The organism is Nesterenkonia alba DSM 19423 (assembly GCF_000421745.1).
GTDB lineage: Bacteria > Actinomycetota > Actinomycetes > Actinomycetales > Micrococcaceae > Nesterenkonia > Nesterenkonia alba.
This window is the reverse complement of the sequence record NZ_ATXP01000003.1, coordinates 85410-107197: the sequence shown is the minus strand read 5'-3', so window position 1 is coordinate 107197 and position 21788 is coordinate 85410. Positions and strand designations below refer to the sequence as shown.

Genomic DNA, 21788 nt, shown 5'->3' with positions numbered 1-21788 from the left:
GCCCTCAACAATGCACTGCCCATATTGTCGGCACGATTCCTCACGTGTGGTGGACTCACGCACACTGGAGGACGGCTCGGGGATCCGGCGTCGTCGTCAGTGCCCGGTGTGTAGCAAACGGTTCACCACCGTGGAGACCACCTCGCTGAGCGTCATCAAACGGTCAGGGGCCGCTGAGCCCTTCGACCGGTCAAAAGTCATTAACGGGGTGCAGAAAGCCTGCCAGGGACGTCCCGTTTCCGCCGACGACCTCGCGGTGCTTGCCCAGGAAGTGGAAGAAGCGATCCGGGCCTCCGGTAATGCTGAAGTCGACTCCAATGACGTCGGCTTGGCAATCCTCGGACCACTGAAACGCCTCGACGTCGTGGCGTATATGCGGTTTGCCTCCGTTTACCGCGGCTTCGAGAACCTCGACGACTTCGAAGAAGCCATCGAGGAACTGCGTCGGGAAGAACTCGTTCCTACGGGGGAACCGGCCACTGTGATCCAGCCCCGCTTCGGTTTCCGGTAGACTTCCGCACAGACCGGTGGTGGTCTCTTCAGGGGAAGGTTGGGACCACCACCGGTTTTCTCTTCGCTGCAGCTTTCTCCGGTGGCATCACCAGGGTGGACCGCCTCGCCGATCGTCTCAGGTGATGAGTCCGCGCAACTGAGCAACCGCGGCATCCGGGTCTTCGGCGTCGTACACCGCTGAACCAGCCACGAAGGTGTCCGCCCCTGCTTCTGCGGCCCGCTGGATCGTCTCGGCGCTGATCCCCCCATCGACCTGGACGGCAATCCGGCCACCGAGATCATCGGCGGCCCGACGAGCTGCGGCGATCTTCGGCAGCATCTCATCCATGAAGGACTGGCCCCCGAATCCCGGTTCCACGGTCATAATGAGTACCATGTCCAGCTCGGCGAATACCGGCAACAACGGTTTGAGCTCGGTCCCCGGTTTCACCGCCATCGCCGGGCGCGCCCCGGCCTGCCGCAGCGTGCGAGCCAACTGTGCCGGCCGGGCGGCCGCCTCAGCATGAAAGGTGACCGACTCACAACCAGCCTCCGCATAGCCGGGTGCCCAGCGGTCAGCATCCTCGATCATCAGATGCACATCCAGCGGCAGATCCGTGGCCCGCCGAATAGCCTGCACCACCGGCAACCCCAGGGTGAGATTCGGCACAAAGTGGTTATCCATCACATCGACGTGCACGGCATCAGCACTGGGGACCCGCCCCAACTCCGTGGCGAGATTCGCGAAGTCGGCGGAGAGAATGCTCGGGTGGATAGCGATCACACTGGCTCCTTCTGCAGCAGGGCAAAGAACATGGCGTCCGTGCCATGCACATGCGGCCAGAGCTGGACGGTCTTCCCAGCGGTACCGCTGACCTTCGGAGTGGAACTGAGCAGCTTCCGTCCAGTCGGCAGTGCCACCTCAGCCATCGGCTCGGCAGCATCAAGCAGCCGCAGATCATCGCGGCGCTTGAGCAAATCCTCCACCTGCAGGACTGTCTCAGCCACATGAGGGGAACAGGTCACATAGGCCAGTAACCCATCCGGTGCGAGGACTTCGGCTGCGGCGTCCAGCAACTGCGCCTGTAAGAGGGTCAGGTCAGACAAGTCCTTCGGAGTGCGCCGCCAACGGGACTCTGGACGACGGCGCAGCGCCCCCAGACCGGTACACGGTGCATCGAGCAGAATCCGGTCAAACGGTCCCGGGTCGTGCTCAGCCAGTGTTCGCCCATCACCGGTGCGGATCCGCCAGGCTGCAGGATCCACCGGGCTCAGAGCGTGGCGCACCAATTCAGCCCGGTGGGCCGCAGGTTCATTCGCCAGCAGCTGCACATCAAACTCTGCGGCCAGCGCCGCCAGCAAAGCGGCCTTCCCACCCGGTCCGGCGCACAGATCCAGCCACCGTTCCCCGGGTTGCACCGCCGGAGCGGCCAGGGCCTGGGCAATCCACTGCGAGCCGATGTCCTGAGCCCGCAGTGTGCCCTCCTTGACGCCTGCGAGCCGTCCGATATCGCCACCGCGGAAGATCGCCGCGCCCTCAATGAGATCAGAAGGTTCAGCAGAGGAGGCGATCGCCTGCTGAAGAACACTGGAGCCGGCGTCGTCGACTCCCGGCAGTCCCACCAGATGCACCTCGGGGGCCGCATTATCCGCTGCCAGTAAGGCCTCCAGCTCATCAGCGCGGCCGTGCAGCTTCAGCGCCTGGCGCAGGGCCCGGATAATCCACACCGGGTGCGCAGTGCGTAACGAGAGCCGCTGGAGCGGGTCGGCATCGGCGGTGAGCTCATCAAGCCACGCCTGAAGGGATTTCTCCGCAGCGCGGCGAAGCACTGCGTTGACAAAGCCCCCGGCCCCTATGCTGATCTGATCGCGCACCAGCCCCACGGTCTCGTTGACGGCTGCGTGGTCGCTGACCCGCATGGAGAACAATTGGTGAGCACCCAGACGCAGCGCGTCGAGCACCGGCGGATCCAACTGCCCCAGTTCGCGGTCCACGCACCGGGCCAGCACGGCATCATAGGTACCCAGGGCACGCAACGTCCCGTACGTCAGCTCGGTGGCGAAGCCGGCGTCGCGCTGATCCAAACGAGCCCGGCGGATCTCCTTGGGCAGGACGAGATTCGCATAGGCGTCATCTGCGGCCACAGCCCGCAGCACACGGAACGCCGCCAGCCGAGCCGGATCCGCCCGGCGCGAGCGCTGCGAGGGAGCCTGGCGACTGAAGTGCCGCTTCCGGGACCGCTCAGCCACCGAGCACCGCCTGATGAGTCAACCCGCGCAACCAGGCGGTGGCATCCATCATCTTTTTGCCCTCCGGTTGCACCTCGGTGAGGACCACACCGCCGTCGGTGGTAGCCAGCACCGGGAGCTTCTCGCCGGGGCTCCGATCGGAGGCGGCAAGTACCACCTGCCCTGCGGGAAGGTCCACAGCGCCGGAGTAGACCCGCGCCGGTCCCAGTTTGAGGCGGGCGGGACCACACCATGTCCAGGCCCCGGGCTCAGGGATCGTCGCGTTGATTCGGTGCACCACCGCCGCTGCCGGTTGAGCGGGGTCAATATAGGCATCGGCTCGGCTGAGCTTGGGGGCATAGCTGGGTTCACCGCTCTGCGGGACCGGTTCCGAGGTGCCCTCCAGCAGCGCTGGTAGCAACTCCACCAGCAGGTGGGTGCCCACCCGGGTCAGGTCCTGAAGCACATCCCCGGCCGTGGCCAGCTCTTGGATGCGATAGTCCACCGAAGCGTGGACCGGGCCGGTATCCATGCCGCGCTCTAGCTGAAACACCGTGGCCGCCGTGGTTGTCTCCCCGTTGAGTAGAGCGTGCTGTACCGGGGCGGCCCCTCGGTACTTCGGCAGTTTCGAGTAGTGCAGATTGACCCAGCCGTGTTCGGGGACCTGCAGGGCCGCCTCGGGCAGTAATGCGCCATAGGCGACGACGACGCCCAGTCGGGGCTGGTGCGCTCGCAGCGCGGTGACGACGTCGTCGTCGACCCTGGACGCCTTGATGACCTCAAGCTCCGCAGCCTCGGCAGCCTGGGCCACCGGGGACGGGGTGAGCTTTCGTTTTCGCCCCACGGGCGCGTCAGGCCGAGTCAGCACCGCAGTGATCGGGGCGCCGGCCCCCAACAGGCCAGCTAAACAGTCGGCGGCAAGCTGGGGTGTTCCGGCGAAGATCACAGACATATCCTCCATTCTGGCACCTTGCGCGCCGCTGATCCGATCACCTTGCATCGGCGCGCATAATGGAAGCCGTGACTTCCACTGATACCTCATACACCGGCCCCCCTGTGGTGGGGGTACTCGGTGATGGCCAGCTGGCCCGCATGATGGCTCCGGCGGCGGTGGCCCTTGGCATCGAGCTGCGGCTGCTCGCTGGAACACCGGAGGCCTCCGCCGCGCAGGTCATCCCGCATACCACCCTGGGTGACTACCGCAGCGTTGAGGATGTGCTGGCCTTCGCCACCGGATGCCAGGTGGTCACCTTCGACCACGAACACGTGCCCGCTGAGGTGCTCAGCGCGCTCGCCGAGGCCGGGGTACCCATGAATCCCGGACCCGAGGCGCTGCGCTATGCCCAGGACAAACTGGCCATGCGCGGTGCCATCGAAGACCTCGGACTGCCCAACCCCCAGTGGATGCACGTGAGCACCGTCGACGAGCTCATCCGGTTCGGAGACGCCGTGAAATGGCCCGTGGTGCTCAAAACTCCCCGGGGAGGATACGACGGTAAAGGCGTACGGATTGTGGACTCCGCGGCAGCTGCAGCCGAGACCGCAGACTGGTTCGCCCGCGCCGAGAACGCCGGCACCGGGCTCTTGGCTGAACAGAAGATGCCGTTCACCCGGGAGCTCTCCGCCCAGATCGCCCGGACCCCGTCCGGTGAGGTCGCGCCCTATCCGGTGGTCGAATCCACCCAAACCCACGGTGTGTGTGATGAAGTCATCGCCCCGGCTCCCCACACCAGCCCCGCCCACCTGGCCGAGGCCGAGCGGATTGCCCGGACCATCGCTGAACGGCTGGGGGTGACCGGTATGCTCGCCGTCGAGCTCTTCGAAATCGCCGAGGACGCTGACACCGACGTGCCGGCGGGAATCTACGTCAATGAGCTGGCGATGCGCCCGCACAACTCCGGGCACTGGACCCAAGACGGAGCGGTGACCAGTCAGTTCGAACAACACCTGCGGGCTGTGCTTGATCTGCCACTGGGCTCAACAGCAGTAACCGGCGGGGCCGGAGGACACGTGGTGATGAAGAACCTCCTCGGCTCTGATGACCCACAGCGAACCGGCGCGGACCTCCATGCTGCGCTACCGGCGGCCATGCAGCGCTCAGCCCATTCGAAGATCCACCTCTACGGCAAAGAACCTCGGCCGGGCCGCAAAATCGGACACGTCAACATCCTGGCTCAGACGACCAAACGCACAGAGGACTTCGACGCCGCCCGAGCCCGACTGGATCGCGCCCGCAGGACAGCGGCCGAGGTGGCCAGTATCATCGTAGAAGGGCGGCACGGATGACTCAGGAGAACTCCCCAGCACTGGTCGGCCTGGTGATGGGATCCAACTCGGACTGGCCGGTGATGCGCGCCGCCGCGGAGGCGCTTGACGAGTTCGGCGTACCTTTCGAAGCCGACGTCGTCTCCGCACATCGCATGGCTTCTCAGATGCTCGACTACGGCCGCAGCGCACACCAGCGGGGCCTACGGGTCATCATCGCCGGCGCCGGGGGAGCGGCCCACTTACCCGGTATGCTCGCCTCGGTCACTCCGCTACCGGTCATTGGAGTACCGGTGCCGCTGAAGCACCTCGACGGAATGGATTCCCTGCTCTCCATCGTGCAGATGCCCGCTGGTATCCCGGTGGCCACTGTCTCCGTAGGTGGGGCACGCAACGCCGGATTGCTCGCAGTGCGTGCCCTCGCCGCAGGGGAGGGGGAGTTCGCCGCCGGCCTGCGTGAGAAGCTGCTGGCTTTTCACGAGGACCTCGCCGCCTCCGCCCATGCCAAAGGTGCGGCACTGCGGAGCGAAGCCGCCGAACTGTCGACCTACAGAACCCGCCCGTGACTGTTCCCAGCATCACCTATCACGAGTTCTCCGGACAGCGCGACGTCGTCCGGAACCCCCGTGGCGCCTCCGCGGCCGAGCGCACCCGCCGGGCGGGCATCCTCACCACCTTGACCCTCGTGGTCCCCGGTGGCGCGCAGGTCACCGCCGGTTCCCGGGCACTGGGTCGGGCGGCTCTGTCTGTGACAGTCGCGTGTTGGGCGCTGCTGCTGCTCGGGCTCATCATGGCCTTCACCATGCGAGGACCGTTGCTGACCGCATTGACCCAGCCCTTCGTGATGTGGCTGGGCACAGTCCTGTTAGGCGCTTTGGCCATCGGATGGCTCATTCTCTGGCTGGACACCGCCAGGTTAGTGAAGTTCGCCACATTGGCGCCCGGTGCTCGAGCGGTCATCGGCGTGGCACTGGTGGTGCTGATGACCCTGACCTCCGGCGGACTGGGCTATGCGGCGAAGATGCTCCACGACTCCCGTATTGCCCTGGCGGGAATCTTCGACGGCGGCACCGCCATTCCCGCCGAGGAGGGCCGCTATAACTTCCTGCTCATGGGTGCCGACGGCGAAGAGGGACGTGACCAGGGGGTGCGCCCCGACTCCATCCACGTCATCTCGGTGAACCAGCAGACCGCCGAAACGATCATTTTCTCCATTCCCCGCAACTTCCAGAACGCCCAGTTCCGCGAGGACTCACCCCTGTGGGAGGTCTACCCCAGCGGATACGACTGCGGTAATGAGTGCATCATCAACTTCCTCTACACCGATGTGCACAACCATTACAGCCACCTCTACCCCGATGCACGTGACCCCGGGGCCGAGGCCATGATGGACGCCGTCTCCGGCACCCTGGATCTTTCCGTGCATGGCTACGTCATGGTGGATATGGACGGGTTCTCCGAACTCATCGATGCCATGGGTGGGGTTACCATCGAATCTGGAGGGTATGTGCCGTACCGGGGGCACCGCCCTGACGGCAGTTGGGGAGATGTCTGGTGGGAACCGGGGGAGTACACCTTCGACGGTGATGAGGCCTTGGCCTACGCGCGGTCGCGTGAGTTTTCCTCCGACTACAACCGGATCCAGCGTCAGCAGTGCATTCAGCAGGCAATGATCGGTCAGTTCAACCCCCAGATGCTGCTGACCCGTTTCACCGAGGTCATGCAGGCCGGCGAATCCATGGTGGAGACCAACCTGGCGCAGTCCCAATTGGGGCGTTTGCTCGACCTGGCCGCCAAGGCGCAGGAACATACCCCGCAGCGACTCACCCTGGGTGCCCCGGACTTCGGCAGTCAAGGGGATTTGTTCTCCACGTACCCTGACTTCGAGCAGATCCACAGCCGGGTGGATGAGCTCATCGCCGCGGAGGAAGGCTCGGCCGACCAGTCCCCGGACGCCGACGAGGCGGCGGGTGAGGCCGAGGAAACAGCCGACGACGCCGGGGCTGACCAGACGGAGGATAGCTCACCACCGGGCCCCACTCCCGAGCACACCGACGAGGCCGTAGCCGGTGACGAACCGGGCCACGACCCCGAAGAGACGGCATTGCCAACCCAGCCCGATGGTTCTCCGCTGACGGCTGAGTACCTCATGCAGGCCCAGGATCGCGGTGAGGTGCAGATCCTCGAACAGGCGGCTAGCACCAACGGGGAGTGTGAGCCAGCCGGGTAATGGCTCGTAGCCGATCAGGGAGGTCTTACCGTCTCGGGGAGACCTCCCCGGAGGCTGCCGGGTCCCGCTGATAAGGTCATGCCGATGTTCAGGATGATGAACCCCGTACGCGATTACGCGTGGGGATCCACGACTGCGTTCACCGAACTCTTCGGATGGGCGCCGTCGGCCGCACCTCGGGCCGAAATCTGGATGGGTGCCCACCCGGCTGCGCCCTCGCGGGTGCAGGTGGTTTCCGCGTCGGATCCTGAACTTGGCAGCGCTGCAGGCATGCCGCCGAGTATTCCCCTACCGGAGCTGCTCGCCGAACATCCGCAGCTGCTCGGCGACGCCCAGGGGTATGGGCAGTTGCCGTTTCTGACCAAGATCCTCGCCGTGGCTAAGCCCTTATCGATCCAGGCCCACCCCACGCCGGCGCAGGCTGAGGCCGGTTATGCCGCGGAGAACGACGCCGGTATTCCGCTGACGGCTCCGCACCGAAATTACGGTGATCCACACCATAAACCTGAAGCGATCGTGGCAGTGACCAACTTCACTGCCCTATGTGGCTTCCGACCCCATCAGCAGGCCGCCGAAGACCTCCGTGACCTTGCCACCTGTCTGGGCCAGCCGCACAAGGGATTCGTGGACTCGGTGACCGAGTACGTGGCTCGAGGGGACTACCGGACCGCAGTGGAATACACATTGACCACAGCGGCAGACCAAGCCTGCCAGGCGGCTGATGCCGCCACTGACCTCACCCCGGAGGGCTTAGGGTGTGCTGATACGGTGCGGCGGATCACCTCTGCCTTCCGCGGTGACCCCGGACTCTTCGTCGCCCTCATGCTCAACCGAGTAGATCTCAGCCCCGCGGAGGCGCTCTATCTTCCCGCGGGAAACCTCCATGCTTATCTCAGCGGGGTCGGCATAGAAGTCATGGCCAACTCGGACAACGTGCTGCGCGGGGGACTCACTGGCAAACACATCGACGTGGCCGAACTACTCCGGATCGTCGAGACCAGGGTGCTTGACCTGCCGTACTGTCAGCCTCGCATCCCGGTGGAGGGCCGTTGGCTCTACCAACCCCCGGTGGCGGAGTTCCAGCTTGAGCGTCTCCAGTTCCCAGCCTTCTGCGGCGTCTACCGGCTCAACCGGTCCTCTGCCAGCATCCTGGTCTGTACCGCCGGTGAGGCCATGCTGTTGGGTCAGGGGGAAGTAGCACTTCGACTACCGGCCGGTGAGTCAGTCTTCGTCCCGGCGCACGAGCCGGTGCAGGTCAGCGCAGAGCGATCCGCCGAGGTGTTCATCACCTCCACACCAGATCCCTCGGGGAAGGAGCCCGCATGAATCTCATCCGCGCACTCTGGCGGGAGGTCGCCAAATTCGGCACGATCGGCGGGATCGCTTTCGTCATCGACTCGGCGATCTTCCTGTGGCTGCTCTACGGTCCCATGGAGGACTCCCAGGTCAAGGCCAAGATCATCGCCGGTGCGGTGGCCACCCTGTTCTCCTGGGTGGGTAACCGGTACTGGACGTTCCGGCATCGCCGTAGCTCAGCTAAAACCCGGGAGCTATTGCTCTTCATCCTGATGAACGTCATCGGTCTGGGTATTCAGTCCGGCTGTGTGGCTTTTTCTTTCTATCTGCTCGGGCTGCAGTCCCCGGAGGCCAGTTTCGTCTCCGGTAACATCATCGGACTCGGTCTGGCGATGTGCTTCCGGTTTATCGCCTACAAGTTCTGGGTGTTCACCGGCGATGACGGCTCCACGCGGGCCGCGGCGGCACGTTCAGCCGAACGCACCGGTTCCACCGAGGCACCACATATGATCGGCGACCAGGACATCCTCTACCGCGAGGACCGGTAGGTAGCTGCCTCGTTGCGCAGCATCTGCTCCCACACCTGACCGTGGGGCGGGCCGTGGAAGAGGACTACGACACCATCTTCCGCCCAGAGAGCAGCCATCTGTGCTGCCGTGTCGGGCGTCCAGGTGGTCAGCACGAGGGGGCTCTCCATAGAGGAGTCCACAACCGGAAGCGGCACCTGTTCCAGAGGTTGCAGCAGCTGATCCGGCTGCTGGCGGACCTCGGCCGAGACATCGAGCACCCAAGCCGGCAACTGGTGGCCGGTCGCTTCGGTAAAGGAGGAATCCACCATCCCGCCGGAGACCGCCGCTAGCTCCGCGTCGGCGAGCTCGTCACTGTTCACCCAGGCCAGCGGCTGATCGGTGAGGACCAGGTCGGGTTCACGCCGACTGGTGTGTGGCTGGCCCAGGTGGACTTCGGTATCGAGGGCCATGCACGCCAGCCATAGCGCTGCGGCTTTCCAATGGGAAGGCATATCGAGCACGACGACGCCACCGGCGGTGATCTCAGTCTCCTCCCGTAGCAGGCCGACGAGCTTCACCGTCCAGTTGGCCAGCACTCGCCCGGAGAGTTCAACCCGTTCGGCCGTGCTGCCGTGGTAGTAGACCACCGCCGGTTGCGGACGGGACGCCAAATGTTCGATCAACTCCGGGAAACTACGGGGCGTGGGCTGGGGACCACTGCCCAGATTCAATGCCGCCATGGGGCCAGTGTAGGCAGTCACCGCGGCCACGACGCGCCCGGAGCACTTGACGTACGGATACTTACGCCAGTGTAATTAAGGGCAGACCGCAGCAAAACGCCAGCAGATCGCACTTTTTCGGGGAGGCCCAACATATGGGGAAGGCACAGCGGGCAACTGACCTCACCACAGAGGCTGAGGGCGCGCCGGCACGCCGGCGCCAGCTCGATGTGCCCACCGACTGGTTCGTCGACCCCGCCGACCCGGAGGCAGCCGACCGACTGGAGCACGGCAGCAGCCTGGAGGAGCAGGCCACCGCACTGTTGGCCGCCCACCAGCAGGCCGAAGCTGCCGAGGTCGGTGAGTCCACGGTCACTTCGCTCAGCGAGGCTCCTTCCCGCCGCGCTGAGGTACAGGGTGAAAGTGTCGACTCGGTATGGTTGGGCATCCCGACACTCATCCCCGCTGAACAGGTCGAAGGGGAACTTGCCTGGCAGGTGGACGCCCTGTGCGCGCAGACCGACCCAGAGGCGTTCTTCCCTGAGAAGGGAGGATCGACCCGGGACGCCAAGAAGGTCTGTGCCGCGTGCACCGTGAAGCAGGAGTGCCTGGACTACGCGCTGGCCAATGACGAGCGATTCGGCATCTGGGGAGGTCTCTCCGAGCGGGAACGCCGTAAGTTGAAAAAGCGGAGGGCCTGATTAGCGCCTCGGCCTCCCGGCATATCGCCGCTGTCGTCCTGCACGACGGCGGCGGTTTCGCGTCTGCTGCCCTTGAGACACAGACCCGCCGCCCGGACTCTGTCATCGAGCTCAGCACACCGAGCTATCGCGGGCCACAGGACCTGCACCGCGCCACCCAGACGCCGCTGTGGCGCACACTGGAGCGCAACCTGGGGGAGGGGTTCACCCCCAAATACCAGTGGCTGTGGATCCTTCCCTCAGGGGCCCAGCCCGCCCCCGACACCCTGGAGAAACTCGAGCAGCGGCTTAGCGTCGTCACCGATGAGAAGACCCATGCCCGAGTGGAGATCGTCGGCGCCAAACAGCTCTACGCGGGCATGGGGGAAGACCGTTTAGTGAACGTGGGGCTGTACCTGACGGCCAGTAGTGAAGTCGTCAGCCTCAATGAGCCCAAGGAGCTTGACCAGGGGCAGTACGACGGGCGCGACGCCGTCAGCGCCGTCGCTGCCCACGGCATGCTCGTCTCTGCTCGCCTTTTCGGAGCGCTCGGGGGCTTTGCGCCCTGGCTGAGCGGGGACTATGCCGCCGCTGATTTCTGCACTCGGGCTCGGCAGGCGGGGGCCCAGGTCGTCATCGAGCCGGCAGCCCGGATGTACCGCAGTGATCCGCCAACCCGTCAGACCGTTCACCGGCTCGGTGGCGCGCTCTACCTACCGGCCGAACAGCGGCGCAGCCAGATCATCACCCGGTTGGCGCGGGCTCACCTGGCTGCTATCCCGCTGGTGTGGTTGGGGCAGTGGGTACTGGCCCTGGTGCGGTGTCTGGCACTGATTGCCTGTAAAGCTCCCGAGGCCGGGTTCGGGCAGGTGGCCAGCTCGGCCCATGGATTGCTGAACTGGGTCGCCATTGCCCGGTTGAGACGGATGATGACTCGCGGACCCAGACGTTTCGAACCTCTGCCCGCAGACCCGGTACCGGGTGCTGTATTGCGTCGGCAGCGCCGCCGTGACCTCACCGCCGAGACGGTCGCCCCCCAAATCCGCCGCGTCGCGGAGGAGGACGCGGGTCTCCTCGATGTGGCCACCGGCGACGGGGAGTTTGATGAGATGCCGGCCCGGCGCAGTGAGGACCGCCTGGGCCTTTTCGTGGTCTTGACCGCGCTCACCGGCGTCAGTCTCATCGGTTTCCGAGAGCTGCTGACCACACCGGTGCTCGGTGGCGGAGCCGCGCTGCCAGCCTCCCCCTCAGTTAGCGAGGCGCTCTACCAGACGGTGAGCTTCCTCACGGCTGATTCGCTGGGAGAACGCTCCGCGGCGGATCCCTTTGCCTTGGTGGTCCTGGTGCTCTCGCTGCTCAGCGCTGGCCACGCTTCGACAGTTCTGCTGTGGGTGGTCATCCTCGCTGCGCCACTGGCTGCACTCACCGCCTGGTGGGCAGCCGGACTATGGAGTCCACGCGCTTTTCACCGGGTGCTCGCCGCGCTCATCTGGGCGCTGCTGCCCGTACTGCACACCGCCGCTGGACAAGGCCGAATCGGCACCGTGATGGCGCATATCCTGCTACCGGTGGTGGTGGTCCTCGCGGTACACGCCCTGCGTCGACGCCGGGAGCGCACCGGCGGACTTGAACCGGCAGCCGGAGCGGGACTGGTCCTTGCTCTGCTCTGTGCTAGTGCGCCGATCCTGTTGGTGCCGGCGGTGGTGTTCTGTGTGCTGGCCGCCAGCCTGCTCGGGCGTCCTGGTCGCATCTTCTGGCTTCTCCCCGCTCCTGCGCTGGCGATTTTCATCCCCACGGTCTTCTCGACCCTGGACCGGGGCTCTCAGCTCGCCGCGGTCCTCTTAGGCGAACCCGGACGGACGCTCTCCGCAGCGGAGGCAGGACTACCGGCGCCACTGTGGCAGCAATTGCTGGGCTTTTCTGTGGCGTTCGACCCCGTAGCCGGGCTACCTGGGGCCAGTGCTGAGGGTGCCTGGCTTCCCGCGGTCCTGGACGGAGACTTTTGGGGACTGCGGCTGGCGCTGCTCATCGGCGGACCACTGCTGGTCATCGCACTGATCGGGCTCATCGCTGCCGGTCGACGCCGGCTGCTCCTCGTCGCCGGAACGACCGCCGCCGGCACGGGGTTCTATTCGGCGGTGGTGACAGGCGTGGCCACCGGCCGTATCGGGGACGAACTCGTCGCAGCCCATCCCGGCCCGCTGGTCTCAGTGCTGGTGCTCTGCCTGCTAGCTGCAGCACTGGCCGCTCTGGACACCGCGCATGTGGACCTGGGGGGCCTGTTCTCCCCGGTGGCCTCCACGCTGTTGGTCATCGCCATCTTCGCCACTGCCGTGTTGTGGGCGGCGCCGCGCCTGTTGCCGGTCTCCCCGCTGGATGAACGCACCATCACCGCGGTGAACCATCACCCCGTGCTCATCAGCCCGGGCTCCCACCGTCACGTGCCGGTCTCCGCCGCCGATGCCGCTGAGGGCCCAGACTCCACCCGTACGCTGGTGCTCGGCATTGACAACGGTACGGTGACCGCCGAACTGGTCTCCGGTCAGGGTGTGATGCTTGATGCCGTGCGCACCCCGGTGACCGCACAGGGACTGCCGCTGCGTGCCGATGCCGAATACACCGATGAGCACAGCGCATCCCAGCAGCGCCTGGCAGAACTCACCGCCGCAGTGGTGACCCCCGGAGCCGAAGACCTCGAAGACTTACTGCGGGAACTCGCTGTAGGTTTCATCCTCATTCCAGAAGGGGAGACCCCACTGACCGATGCCGCCGACGTCGCCGCCGGACTCATCTCCGTGGGTCCCACCGACCGGGGTCTGCTGTGGCGGGCGGAGGACGAAGATATTGCCTGGGCGCGGCTGATCGACGGTGAAGGCAACCAGCTCAGCACAGTAGCTTCCGATGACCGCCGTATCCACGGCACAACGCTGACCCTCCCGGAAGAGGCAGAGTTCCTGGAGCTTGCCACCGAGCGTGCCGGAGGCTGGCGTGGGGAGTTCAACGGAGAACAGCTACGGCCGACCACGGAATCCTCCACCGGAGACGAAGAACTGCCTTGGATGCGGCGATTCCACCTGCCGCAGGGAGAACACCAGGGAACCCTCGAGGTCTCTCACCGTTCCGACTATCAGTACCCGTTGCTCACCGCGGTCGGGCTGATGTTGTTGGTGCTGATCCTCATTGCGGTGCCCCTGCCCCGCAGCTGGCGGATTTTGCCGGTGGCGACCACCGCCCAGCTCGAAGGGAGGCGATCATGAGCGCTAAGCCGGTGAAGAAGTACATTCGCCAGCAGCGTCGTGCTGCCAAACGTGCCGCCCGCCAAGAGCGTAGGGCTGCCCGCCAGCAGGAGCGGTCCCGCCAGACAGCAGCACCGCAGCACACCGTGGACACTGAGCTCACCGGATCCTCCCAGACAGCCACCCGCCCCAGTGCTCACCCTGTGCAGAGGTCGCAGACGGGGAGGGCTCACGCCTCAGCAGGCACGCCACGGCTGCGGCTGGCCACAGTAGTCGCTGGGGCTGCGCTGCTCCTCAGTGGCGGTGTTTCCGCTGTGCTGGCTCCCGCTCCCCACCAGGAGCCAGCCGGAACAGTACTGCCTGCGTACACCGCCGCCGGGACGGTGCATTTGCCCGCCCTCTGCCGAGAAGCAGAGGTGGACGAAGACGCCGGTCTGATAAGTCCACGCTGCCAGATTCCGCAGCGCCGTCACGTCTTCCTCGGGCCGGAAACAGGAACCGGTTCGGTCTCTGAGATCATCCTCACCAACCCCTATGACCGCCAAGCCGCAGTGGAGGTCACCACCTTTGACACCGACGGGGAGCGAGGAGCTCTGGGTGCGACGACCGTGCTGGTACCCGCCGAGTCCTCTGAGACCATCAACCTCGCCGGCTTAGCACCCGAACAGACCCCGCTGGCGGTGGAGGTCACTGCCTCATCTGCCCCCGTTCTCGCCTATCTGGAGACCTCCCGGGCCTCCGGCAGTACGCCACTGGGGGCGGAACTGCTGCCCGCGCAGTCAGCGGTCAGCACCGAACACGTGATGCCTGCAGTTCCCATCCCCGGTGAGGACGCCGAGACCACCGCAGCGGCCGAACTGTGGCTCTACGTCCCCGGTACGGCCGAAGCGACGGTGGAGCTGCAGGCCTTTAACACCGAAGGTCAACAGCCGCTATCCACCCCGGGGGTTTTCCAGGCCCCCGCCGGAGAGGTCTTCGTAGTGGATCTGGAGGGTCTGCCCGAGGCGGGAGTTTACGACGTCGTTGTCCACACAGATGTGCCCACCTACGCGGCAGTTCGCAGCCCCGGAGATGGCACTGAGGTGGAGGTGGAACTCGAGCCGGAGGTCGATCCGATCACCGGTGAAGAGCTCGAACCGCAGACCGAGCAAGGACCGCCCGAGGCGGATTTCTCCTTCAGTGTGGCTCGTCAGCCCCTCGCCGAGGAGATGGTGGCAACAGTGCCGGAGCAGGCCGAGGAGGCCCAGCTGCGGCTGATGCCGACCGGGCAGGGAACCGCTCGACTGAGCTATCACCTGCTCGACGCTGACGGTACGCCACAGGAGTCCGAAGAGGTCGAGGTGCCGCCGGGATCCGGGGCGAGCGTGGAGCTGGGGGACGCATCCGGCGTCGTCGTCGAAGAGGTCTCCGGTACCGTGCACGCCGCGGTGTTGAGTCGGGATGAGGCCGGACGGTTCAGCATCGCAGACTTCACCCCCGCCGAACCCGCGGCTGAGCGTGTCCCCGTGATCCTGCAGCCGGCACCCGGTAGGGTCGGCTGACGTGGATTCCAAGCGCCGATGCACCAAGAGCGGCTGCGGCCAGCCCGCCGTGGCGACCCTGACGTACTCGTATCAGGATCAGAACGTCGTCGTCGGGCCCATCAGCATCTACGCTGAACCGCACACCTACGACCTGTGCGCCGGGCACGCCGACCGCGTCAACCCCCCGCGCGGCTGGGACGTGCTGCGCCTGGACTACGGGCAGCCGGTCGGCGACGACGACGGCGACCTGCTCGCCGTGGCTGACGCCGTACGCGAACCAGCGCCGGCCAGTTCAGCCCCCACAGTGCGGGCTCGGCAGGCCCCCGCCCCGCTGACCGCCCCGGAGGGTGAGGCTCCGGTCTCCCGTGGGCACCTGCGACTGGTCCGCGACTGACCCCGCGCCGCGATACCCTGTACACCTATGTCCAGCACACCCGCGGTCGATCCGGCCATCCTGACGATCCTGCGCTGCCCCACCACCGGCAGCCCCCTACGGCAGGAGGGTGACGACCTCGTCGCCACCGAAGACCCCGCCCTGCGTTACCCCATTGACCGCGGCGTACCCCGCCTGCTTCCCGAGGACACCTCCGCATGAGTTTCGATTTCCGCATCGCTGATATCTCCCTGCACGAGATCGGCCGCCACCAGATCCGGCTGGCCGAGCACGAGATGCCCGGGCTCATGGCCCTGCGTGAAGAATATGGCCAGGCCCAGCCGCTGGCCGGGGCCCGCATCGCCGGTTCCTTGCACATGACTGTGCAGACCGCAGTACTCATCGAAACCCTCGTCGCTCTCGGAGCTGAGGTGCGCTGGGCCTCCTGCAATATCTTCTCCACCCAGGATGAAGCCGCTGCCGCGGTGGTCGTCGGCCCACAGGGCACGCCCGAGAACCCCCAGGGCGTACCGGTCTTCGCCTGGAAGAACGAGACCTTGGAGGAGTACTGGTGGACCGCCGCGCAGATCTTCGCCTGGCCCGGGGCGGACCAGGACCCCACCCTGGGAGCCAATATGATCCTCGACGACGGTGGAGACGCCACTCTGCTGGTCCACAAGGGGGCCGAATTCGAAGCCGCTGGCGCTGTACCCGTGGCCGAGGAGGAAGACCCTGAGGAGTACCGGATCATCCTGGCTACCCTGCAGGATTCCCTGGCGCAGGACCCTCAACGGTTCACCCGCATCGCCCAGAACCTGCGCGGGGTGACCGAAGAGACCACAACCGGGGTCAACCGGCTCTACCAGCTGGCCGCCCAGGACCGGCTGCTGTTCCCGGCGATCAACGTTAACGACGCGGTCACCAAGTCAAAGTTCGATAACCGCTACGGCATCCGGCACTCCCTGCCCGATGGCATTATGCGCGCCACGGATGTCCTCATCGGAGGCAAAGTCGCGGTGGTCTGTGGTTACGGGGACGTCGGTAAGGGTGCTGCTGAAGCGCTCCGCGGCCAGGGCGCCCGGGTGATCGTCACCGAGATCGACCCCATTAACGCCTTGCAGGCCGCCATGGACGGCTACCAGGTGAGCACCCTTGAGGACGTCGTGGCCACCGGGGACATCTTCATCACCACCACCGGGGGCAAAGACATCATCACCGCCGGGCATATGCAGCAGATGAAGGACAAAGCCATCGTCGGCAATGTCGGCCACTTTGATAACGAGATCGACATGGCTGGCCTCGCCCGGATCCCGGGGGTCCGCAAAGTGCAGATCAAGCCCCAGGTCCACGAATGGGTGTTCGACGAGACCACCGGCCGCTCCATCATCGTGCTCTCTGAAGGCCGTCTGCTCAACCTCGGCAACGCCACCGGGCACCCCAGCTTCGTGATGAGCTCCAGTTTCACCAACCAGGTGATGGCCCAGATCGAACTCTTCGCGAAGTCCCATAAGGCCTACGACGGTGAGGATGCCTACACCACCGGGGTGTACACCTTGCCCAAGGTGCTCGATGAAAAAGTTGCGCGGCTCCACCTGCCCGCTTTGGGGGCCAAACTCACCGAACTGAGTAAAGAGCAGGCCGAATACCTCGGTGTCGACGTCGCCGGGCCTTACAAACCCGAGCACTATCGGTACTGAAAGCAGCACTATTCCCTGAGGGCCCTCCTGAAGGGCTTTCAGGGGTAGTGAGGCACCGAGCTGAGCCTGTCCAGTACGCGGCTCTGCCGCTGCTGCTGGGCCGCCAGTCGCTGGTATTCCCGGTTGCGCCGCTCGGCCATCACCGCTGTGAGGTACTCCAAGGAGGACGACGCCGGTGCCGGCGGGGACACATACCGGGAGACCTCTGCAGCCATGGCCTCAGCGGTCAGCTCCAGCATCCGCATATTCCGGGCCGCGCCACCGTGTTCCACGGTGCGTAGCAGGCGAGCGACCCGGGCGGCCAACTCATCGGGAATCCGGCCAATATCGGCAATCTGGGTCCACGAGGCCATCGTTGCCGGAACAGGCAGCATCATCGGTTCCACGGCGCGCTGGCGCACATGTACCGCATAGGTACCTGCGGCCACATCACCTAAGCGTTTGCTGCGCCGGCTGGCCATCGCGGAGATCAGCGGTACCAGCCCCAGGGTGAGATAGATCTCCCCGAGGCCGATGAGCCACCGAACTAAAGCGTGGCGGAAACGGATCGAGCCGCCGTCGTCGCGGACCAGCCGCAGACCGAAGATGAGCTTGCCCACCGAACGCCCCCGGGTCAGGGTCTCTACCGCAATCGGGATGGCGATCAGGCACAGCACTGCTGTGGCGGTCAGCAGTGCCGCCCAACCGGCGTCGTCGGAGATCACCCGGCTGCCTCCCACCCCGAAAGCCACCAGACACACCACAAAGAGCGCCACATAGATCACCAGGTCGATGAGTAGGGAGATGGCGCGGGTCAGCAGGGAGACCGCTGGAAGGTCAAGTGCCACCGCTTCACCGGTGAGGACAGAACGGGCCATGGCCCCCAGCGTATCGCCGGTGGGTAGGGTGGGAGGCATGGCCCTCGATGTCGACGCATTCCTGCGTGTGCACCACCGCAGCTGGGAACGGCTCGATGAGCTGGCCCGACGCCGTCACCTCACCGCTGAGGAAATCGACGAACTGCTGCTGCTCTACCGCCGGGCCTCCACTCATGTGTCAATGATCCAAGCCGCCGAACCGGCTTCCCCGGCAGCCGCTCAGCTTTCAGCGCGTATCGCTAGGGCCCGGGCCCACTTCACCGGCACCGGAGAGAACGCCTTGACCGCGGTGGCCTACTTCGTCACCCAGTCGCTGCCGGCGGCGCTGTATCGCTTGCGGTGGCTGAGCCTGGCCATCGCTGCCGCCTGGATTGCGCTGGTGGTCATCTTCGCAGTGTGGACCGCTACGCATCCGCAGCTGGATGCGATGATCCCGGCCGCGGAACGAGCCCAGCATGCTGAGGAGCTCTTCGTCGGTTACTACTACGAACACCCGCATTCGGCCTTCGCCTCCCAGGTGTGGACCAATAACTCTCTGGTCGCCGCACTCTGCGTCGGGCTGGGGATCTCCGGGGTGTGGCCGCTACTGGTTCTCACCGTCAACGCCCTGAACCTGGGCCTCAACGCGGGAATCATGTACGAGCAGCAGGCCGCAGCGGAGTTCTGGATTTACATCCTGCCCCATGGGCTCCTGGAGCTGACCGCGGTCTTCGTCGCCGCGGCGGCGGGCCTGCGGATCTTCTGGTCCTGGGTGGCCCCCGGCCGGCAACCGCGGTCGGCCTCACTGGTCCAGGAGACGTTGCGTCTCATCACCGTAGCGATCGGTCTGGCCGCAGTACTGCTCATCAGTGGGATTATCGAAGGATTCGTGACCGGCTCGGAGTTGCCGTATTGGCTGCGGATCAGCATCGGTGTGATCGCATTCGCCGCGTTTTGGGTCTATACGCTGGTACTGGGTTCCCGGGCTGTCGCAGCCGGGGTCACCGGCGGGCTGGGGCGGCAGGACTCCGGTCAGCACCAGCTGACGGCTTAAGAGGGACAGAGGGCAGAATCCCTCGACTCTCCGGGCGCGTTGCACAGTGAGGTCGGCACGGCCGCTTACTGTGGAGATATGAGTCAGAACCCTGATGCGCCGCGCGAGAAGCCCAGCGAGGACAAGGACTTCGAATCCGGGCTGGACTACGGGGCCTTCGCCTCAGAGGAGCCCGACTTTCCCGAGGACAGGCTCAGCGCCGAGGACTCCCAGCCCGGTGACCAGCCGGCCCCGGCCCAGCCCTCCTCATCGACCGGTCGGGTCACCCGCTCGTTGAGCGAGGAGCTCGCCGCGGCCCGGGGGGAGACCGCAGAGGACAAGCTCGACGCCGCCGCAGCCGCCTCAACAGGGGCTCCCGCCTCCGCTGCCGAGAAACCTGCCAGCGCAGACACCGCAGACGCAGATGCCGCGCAGAGCGCTTTGGATCGCGATGGTGACAGTACAGCGGTAGACACCGAGCAGCCCACGGCTGTGGTGCCTGGCACGGATCACCAGGATGCCGGCCAGCAGACCACCACGGCGCTGCCGCGGCACGACGACTTCCCCATTCGGGCAGCGCAGCGGGAGCAGACCCGGCCCGGTGAGATCGCTCCGGGGCAGCAGGACAGCGACGAGGACCGCCTCGCGGCTCTGCGGCAGTCCACCTCCGGTCAGGATGAGACCACATCGCCGGAGCAGGCCCCTGCACCGCAGCCGGCCAGCCGGGGGCAGGATTCCTCCTCCAATGAGGAGCTCACCGAGGCGGACATCGAAGAGGAAGTCACCAAGTCTCGCCGGGGTATCTCCCGGTTCCTGACCGTGTTGGTGGCGATCTTCACCCCGGTGCTCCTCACGGTGGCGGCTATTCGGCTCGTCGCCAGCCCGGCGTTCCTCTGGGTGACATACAACCGGCCCGGGTTCCCGCAGGATGCCGAACTCAATGAACAGGATCGGCTGCTCTACGGCTCCTACGGCACTGACTACTTGTTCAACGGTGCAGACTCCCGGTACTTGAGCCAACTGGCCCCTGGGGGAGAACCGCTGTTCACCGAAGCTGAAGTGGCTCATATGACCGATGTGAAGCTGGTGATGTGGTGGGCGATGATCATCGCCCTCGTGCTGCTGGCTCTGACGGTCTTGTTCTTCCTGCTGCTGCGGGTGTGGCGGCCCGGGGCATTCTCCCGTGGACTGTTCGCCGGAGCTTGGGCGACGATCGCTCTCTTCGCCGGTCTCGCCGTCGTCGCTGTGCTGAACTGGCAGCTGTTCTTCGACGAGTTCCACCGCCTCCTCTTCGAGGAGGGAACATGGACCTTCGACTCCGATGCCATGCTCATCCGTCTCTACCCCGAGCAGTTCTGGATCGACGCCGGTATGTGGACCGCCGGACTGGTGCTGCTGATGGTACTCATCATCCTCATCTGCACCTGGCCCACGAAGGCTCGCCGGGCCCGCCGGGCGGAACGGCTCGCCGAGGTTCACGACCGCCGGCGCGAGAAGCTCATCGAGGACCTGAAGAAGTCTGGGTACAGCTACACCCCTTAAAAGACCCGTCGGCTGAACTCCGGGGCGCCAGGGGAGTAGACTGGGCGGGCTATGCTGCGCACCGTTCTCGGCGGAAAAATTCACCGCGCCACCGTCACTCAGGCCGACCTGCACTACGTGGGATCCCTCACCGTGGATACCGATCTTCTCGAGGCCGCCGGCATGGTCGAGGGAGAGAAGGTCCAAGTGGTGGATATCACCAACGGCGCCCGGCTGGAGACGTACACCATCGCCGGTGAACGAGGATCCGGCGTCATCGGCATCAACGGGGCGGCCGCTCACCTGGTCCACCCAGGAGACCTCGTCATCATCCTCACCTACGTCATGGGCACAGATGAGGAACTCTTCGAGCACCGCCCCCGCATCGTCCACGTGGATGCCAACAATCGGGTGGTGGCCCTCGGCGCCGACCCGGCCGAGCCCGTCCCCGGGGCGACCGACCAGCTCAACCCGCGCCCGGCGTACACCTAAGGACAGAGGGGCAGACGCGCCTGGGGAATTCTACGGAGCCACACCGCGCGGGTGATGATCCCAGGAGGCCTCGGCTGGGCGTAGCGCAGTATCGGTGGAGCGTGCCGCATGCAAGGCGAGCAGGCCGGTGACCGCCGTGGGGTTGCGGATCTTTCCGGCGAGTATCAGTTGGACCGCCTGTGACAGCGAAACCCAGCGGGTGATGATCCCGGCTTCCTCGCCCTGGCGATGGTGTCGGTGCTGGGCAGGGACCTCGGACAGCCCCTCAGCCAGATAGATCCGCAGTGACTCGTCACTCATACCGGGAGTGGAATGGAAATCCACCAGGGTATGCCAGCGGCGGGCGGACAGATCCGCTTCCTCAGCGAGCTCCCGGGCCGCTGCGGCGCGCATCGACTCGGCTTCCACATCGAGGATCCCCGCCGGGATCTCCCACAGCAAGCTGCGCACCGGGTGGCGGTACTGTCTCAGCAGCAGCACCTCACCGGCGTCATTGGTAGCCACCACAGCCACCGCCGAGGGATGTTTGACATAGGCCCGGGTGACATGTGTGCCGTGAAGATCGATCCGCGCCTCGACGTGCTCGAAGAGAGGGTTCTTCGCAATACTGCGTTCCTCAAGGACCGGGTACTCTGCAGCCGAGTCAGCGATATCCAT

The 21788-nt window shown here is 65.7% G+C and carries 21 protein-coding genes; 15 read left to right on the top strand and 6 right to left on the bottom strand.

The annotated features are described in order from the left end of the window. Window positions 1-10 precede the first annotated feature (10 nt). On the top strand, window positions 11-511 hold the full coding sequence (nrdR, locus tag H578_RS0103435; protein WP_022872305.1) for a transcriptional regulator NrdR: 501 nt from the start codon (window positions 11-13) through the stop codon (window positions 509-511). Between the two features lie 117 nt (window positions 512-628). Here nrdR and rpe read toward each other — a convergent pair whose 3' ends face one another. From rpe to fmt, 3 genes are read right to left on the bottom strand one after another with little or no spacing between them, the layout of a single operon-like run. After that, complete coding sequence (gene rpe, locus H578_RS0103430) at window positions 629-1276, bottom strand: ribulose-phosphate 3-epimerase (RefSeq protein WP_022872304.1); 648 nt, start codon at window positions 1274-1276, stop codon at window positions 629-631. Continuing rightward, the gene (locus tag H578_RS12985) at window positions 1273-2742 is read right to left on the bottom strand and encodes an RsmB/NOP family class I SAM-dependent RNA methyltransferase (RefSeq protein WP_022872303.1); all 1470 of its coding nucleotides are present in this window, start codon (window positions 2740-2742) and stop codon (window positions 1273-1275) included. Before H578_RS12985 ends, rpe begins: the two co-directional genes overlap by 4 nt. Then, window positions 2735-3682: a methionyl-tRNA formyltransferase gene (gene fmt / locus H578_RS0103420; RefSeq protein WP_022872302.1), complete on the bottom strand. Its 948-nt coding sequence runs from the start codon at window positions 3680-3682 to the stop codon at window positions 2735-2737. The genes H578_RS12985 and fmt overlap by 8 nt, the downstream gene beginning before the upstream one ends. A 59-nt stretch (window positions 3683-3741) precedes the next feature. Here fmt and H578_RS0103415 point away from each other — a divergent pair, with 59 nt between their 5' ends. From H578_RS0103415 to H578_RS12975, 5 genes are all read left to right on the top strand, one after another. Then, entirely contained in the window at window positions 3742-5007 is a 1266-nt protein-coding gene (locus tag H578_RS0103415; protein WP_022872301.1) for a 5-(carboxyamino)imidazole ribonucleotide synthase, read from the top strand. After that, window positions 5004-5552, top strand: coding sequence for a 5-(carboxyamino)imidazole ribonucleotide mutase (gene purE, locus H578_RS0103410; protein ID WP_022872300.1), 549 nt, complete (start codon window positions 5004-5006; stop codon window positions 5550-5552). Before H578_RS0103415 ends, purE begins: the two co-directional genes overlap by 4 nt. Next, window positions 5549-7216 (top strand): LCP family protein, encoded by a 1668-nt coding sequence (locus tag H578_RS0103405; protein WP_022872299.1) that lies wholly within the window; start codon window positions 5549-5551, stop codon window positions 7214-7216. The genes purE and H578_RS0103405 overlap by 4 nt, the downstream gene beginning before the upstream one ends. 96 nt (window positions 7217-7312) lie before the next feature. Further along, on the top strand, window positions 7313-8542 hold the full coding sequence (gene manA / locus H578_RS12980; RefSeq protein WP_211215176.1) for a mannose-6-phosphate isomerase, class I: 1230 nt from the start codon (window positions 7313-7315) through the stop codon (window positions 8540-8542). Further along, window positions 8539-9060 (top strand): GtrA family protein, encoded by a 522-nt coding sequence (locus tag H578_RS12975; RefSeq protein WP_022872297.1) that lies wholly within the window; start codon window positions 8539-8541, stop codon window positions 9058-9060. The genes manA and H578_RS12975 overlap by 4 nt, the downstream gene beginning before the upstream one ends. Here H578_RS12975 and H578_RS15425 read toward each other — a convergent pair. Then, window positions 9042-9761, bottom strand: coding sequence for a TIGR03089 family protein (locus tag H578_RS15425; RefSeq protein WP_156837195.1), 720 nt, complete (start codon window positions 9759-9761; stop codon window positions 9042-9044). The genes H578_RS12975 and H578_RS15425 overlap by 19 nt on opposite strands. A gap of 134 nt (window positions 9762-9895) precedes the next feature. Here H578_RS15425 and H578_RS16565 point away from each other — a divergent pair, with 134 nt between their 5' ends. The 6 genes from H578_RS16565 to ahcY all read left to right on the top strand — a co-directional run bounded on the left by H578_RS16565 (window position 9896) and on the right by ahcY (window position 17249). Further along, entirely contained in the window at window positions 9896-10441 is a 546-nt protein-coding gene (locus H578_RS16565) for a WhiB family transcriptional regulator (RefSeq protein WP_022872295.1), read from the top strand. 323 nt (window positions 10442-10764) lie between these two features. Beyond that, the gene (locus tag H578_RS0103380; protein WP_022872294.1) at window positions 10765-13677 is read left to right on the top strand and encodes a hypothetical protein; all 2913 of its coding nucleotides are present in this window, start codon (window positions 10765-10767) and stop codon (window positions 13675-13677) included. Next, entirely contained in the window at window positions 13674-15197 is a 1524-nt protein-coding gene (locus H578_RS0103375) for a DUF5719 family protein (protein ID WP_022872293.1), read from the top strand. Before H578_RS0103380 ends, H578_RS0103375 begins: the two co-directional genes overlap by 4 nt. 1 nt (window position 15198) lies before the next feature. Then, the gene (locus H578_RS0103370; RefSeq protein ID WP_022872292.1) at window positions 15199-15573 is read left to right on the top strand and encodes a DUF3499 domain-containing protein; all 375 of its coding nucleotides are present in this window, start codon (window positions 15199-15201) and stop codon (window positions 15571-15573) included. A 27-nt stretch (window positions 15574-15600) separates the two neighbouring features. Further along, entirely contained in the window at window positions 15601-15774 is a 174-nt protein-coding gene (locus tag H578_RS16390) for a Trm112 family protein (protein ID WP_022872291.1), read from the top strand. Next, on the top strand, window positions 15771-17249 hold the full coding sequence (ahcY, locus tag H578_RS0103360) for an adenosylhomocysteinase (RefSeq protein ID WP_022872290.1): 1479 nt from the start codon (window positions 15771-15773) through the stop codon (window positions 17247-17249). The genes H578_RS16390 and ahcY overlap by 4 nt, the downstream gene beginning before the upstream one ends. Window positions 17250-17287: 38 nt before the next feature. Here the strand turns inward: ahcY and H578_RS0103355 are convergent, their stop codons facing one another. After that, window positions 17288-18106: an RDD family protein gene (locus H578_RS0103355; protein ID WP_033420236.1), complete on the bottom strand. Its 819-nt coding sequence runs from the start codon at window positions 18104-18106 to the stop codon at window positions 17288-17290. A 37-nt stretch (window positions 18107-18143) separates the two neighbouring features. Here H578_RS0103355 and H578_RS0103350 point away from each other — a divergent pair, with 37 nt between their 5' ends. The 3 genes from H578_RS0103350 (at window position 18144) to panD (ending at window position 21131) form a co-directional block, all read left to right on the top strand. Then, entirely contained in the window at window positions 18144-19139 is a 996-nt protein-coding gene (locus H578_RS0103350; RefSeq protein WP_033420206.1) for a stage II sporulation protein M, read from the top strand. A 78-nt stretch (window positions 19140-19217) separates the two neighbouring features. Beyond that, complete coding sequence (locus tag H578_RS15420) at window positions 19218-20660, top strand: DUF1461 domain-containing protein (RefSeq protein ID WP_051130762.1); 1443 nt, start codon at window positions 19218-19220, stop codon at window positions 20658-20660. A gap of 51 nt (window positions 20661-20711) precedes the next feature. Further along, window positions 20712-21131 (top strand): aspartate 1-decarboxylase, encoded by a 420-nt coding sequence (gene panD, locus H578_RS0103335; protein WP_022872288.1) that lies wholly within the window; start codon window positions 20712-20714, stop codon window positions 21129-21131. A 30-nt stretch (window positions 21132-21161) separates the two neighbouring features. Here panD and H578_RS0103330 read toward each other — a convergent pair whose 3' ends face one another. Next, entirely contained in the window at window positions 21162-21788 is a 627-nt protein-coding gene (locus H578_RS0103330; protein WP_022872287.1) for an NUDIX domain-containing protein, read from the bottom strand.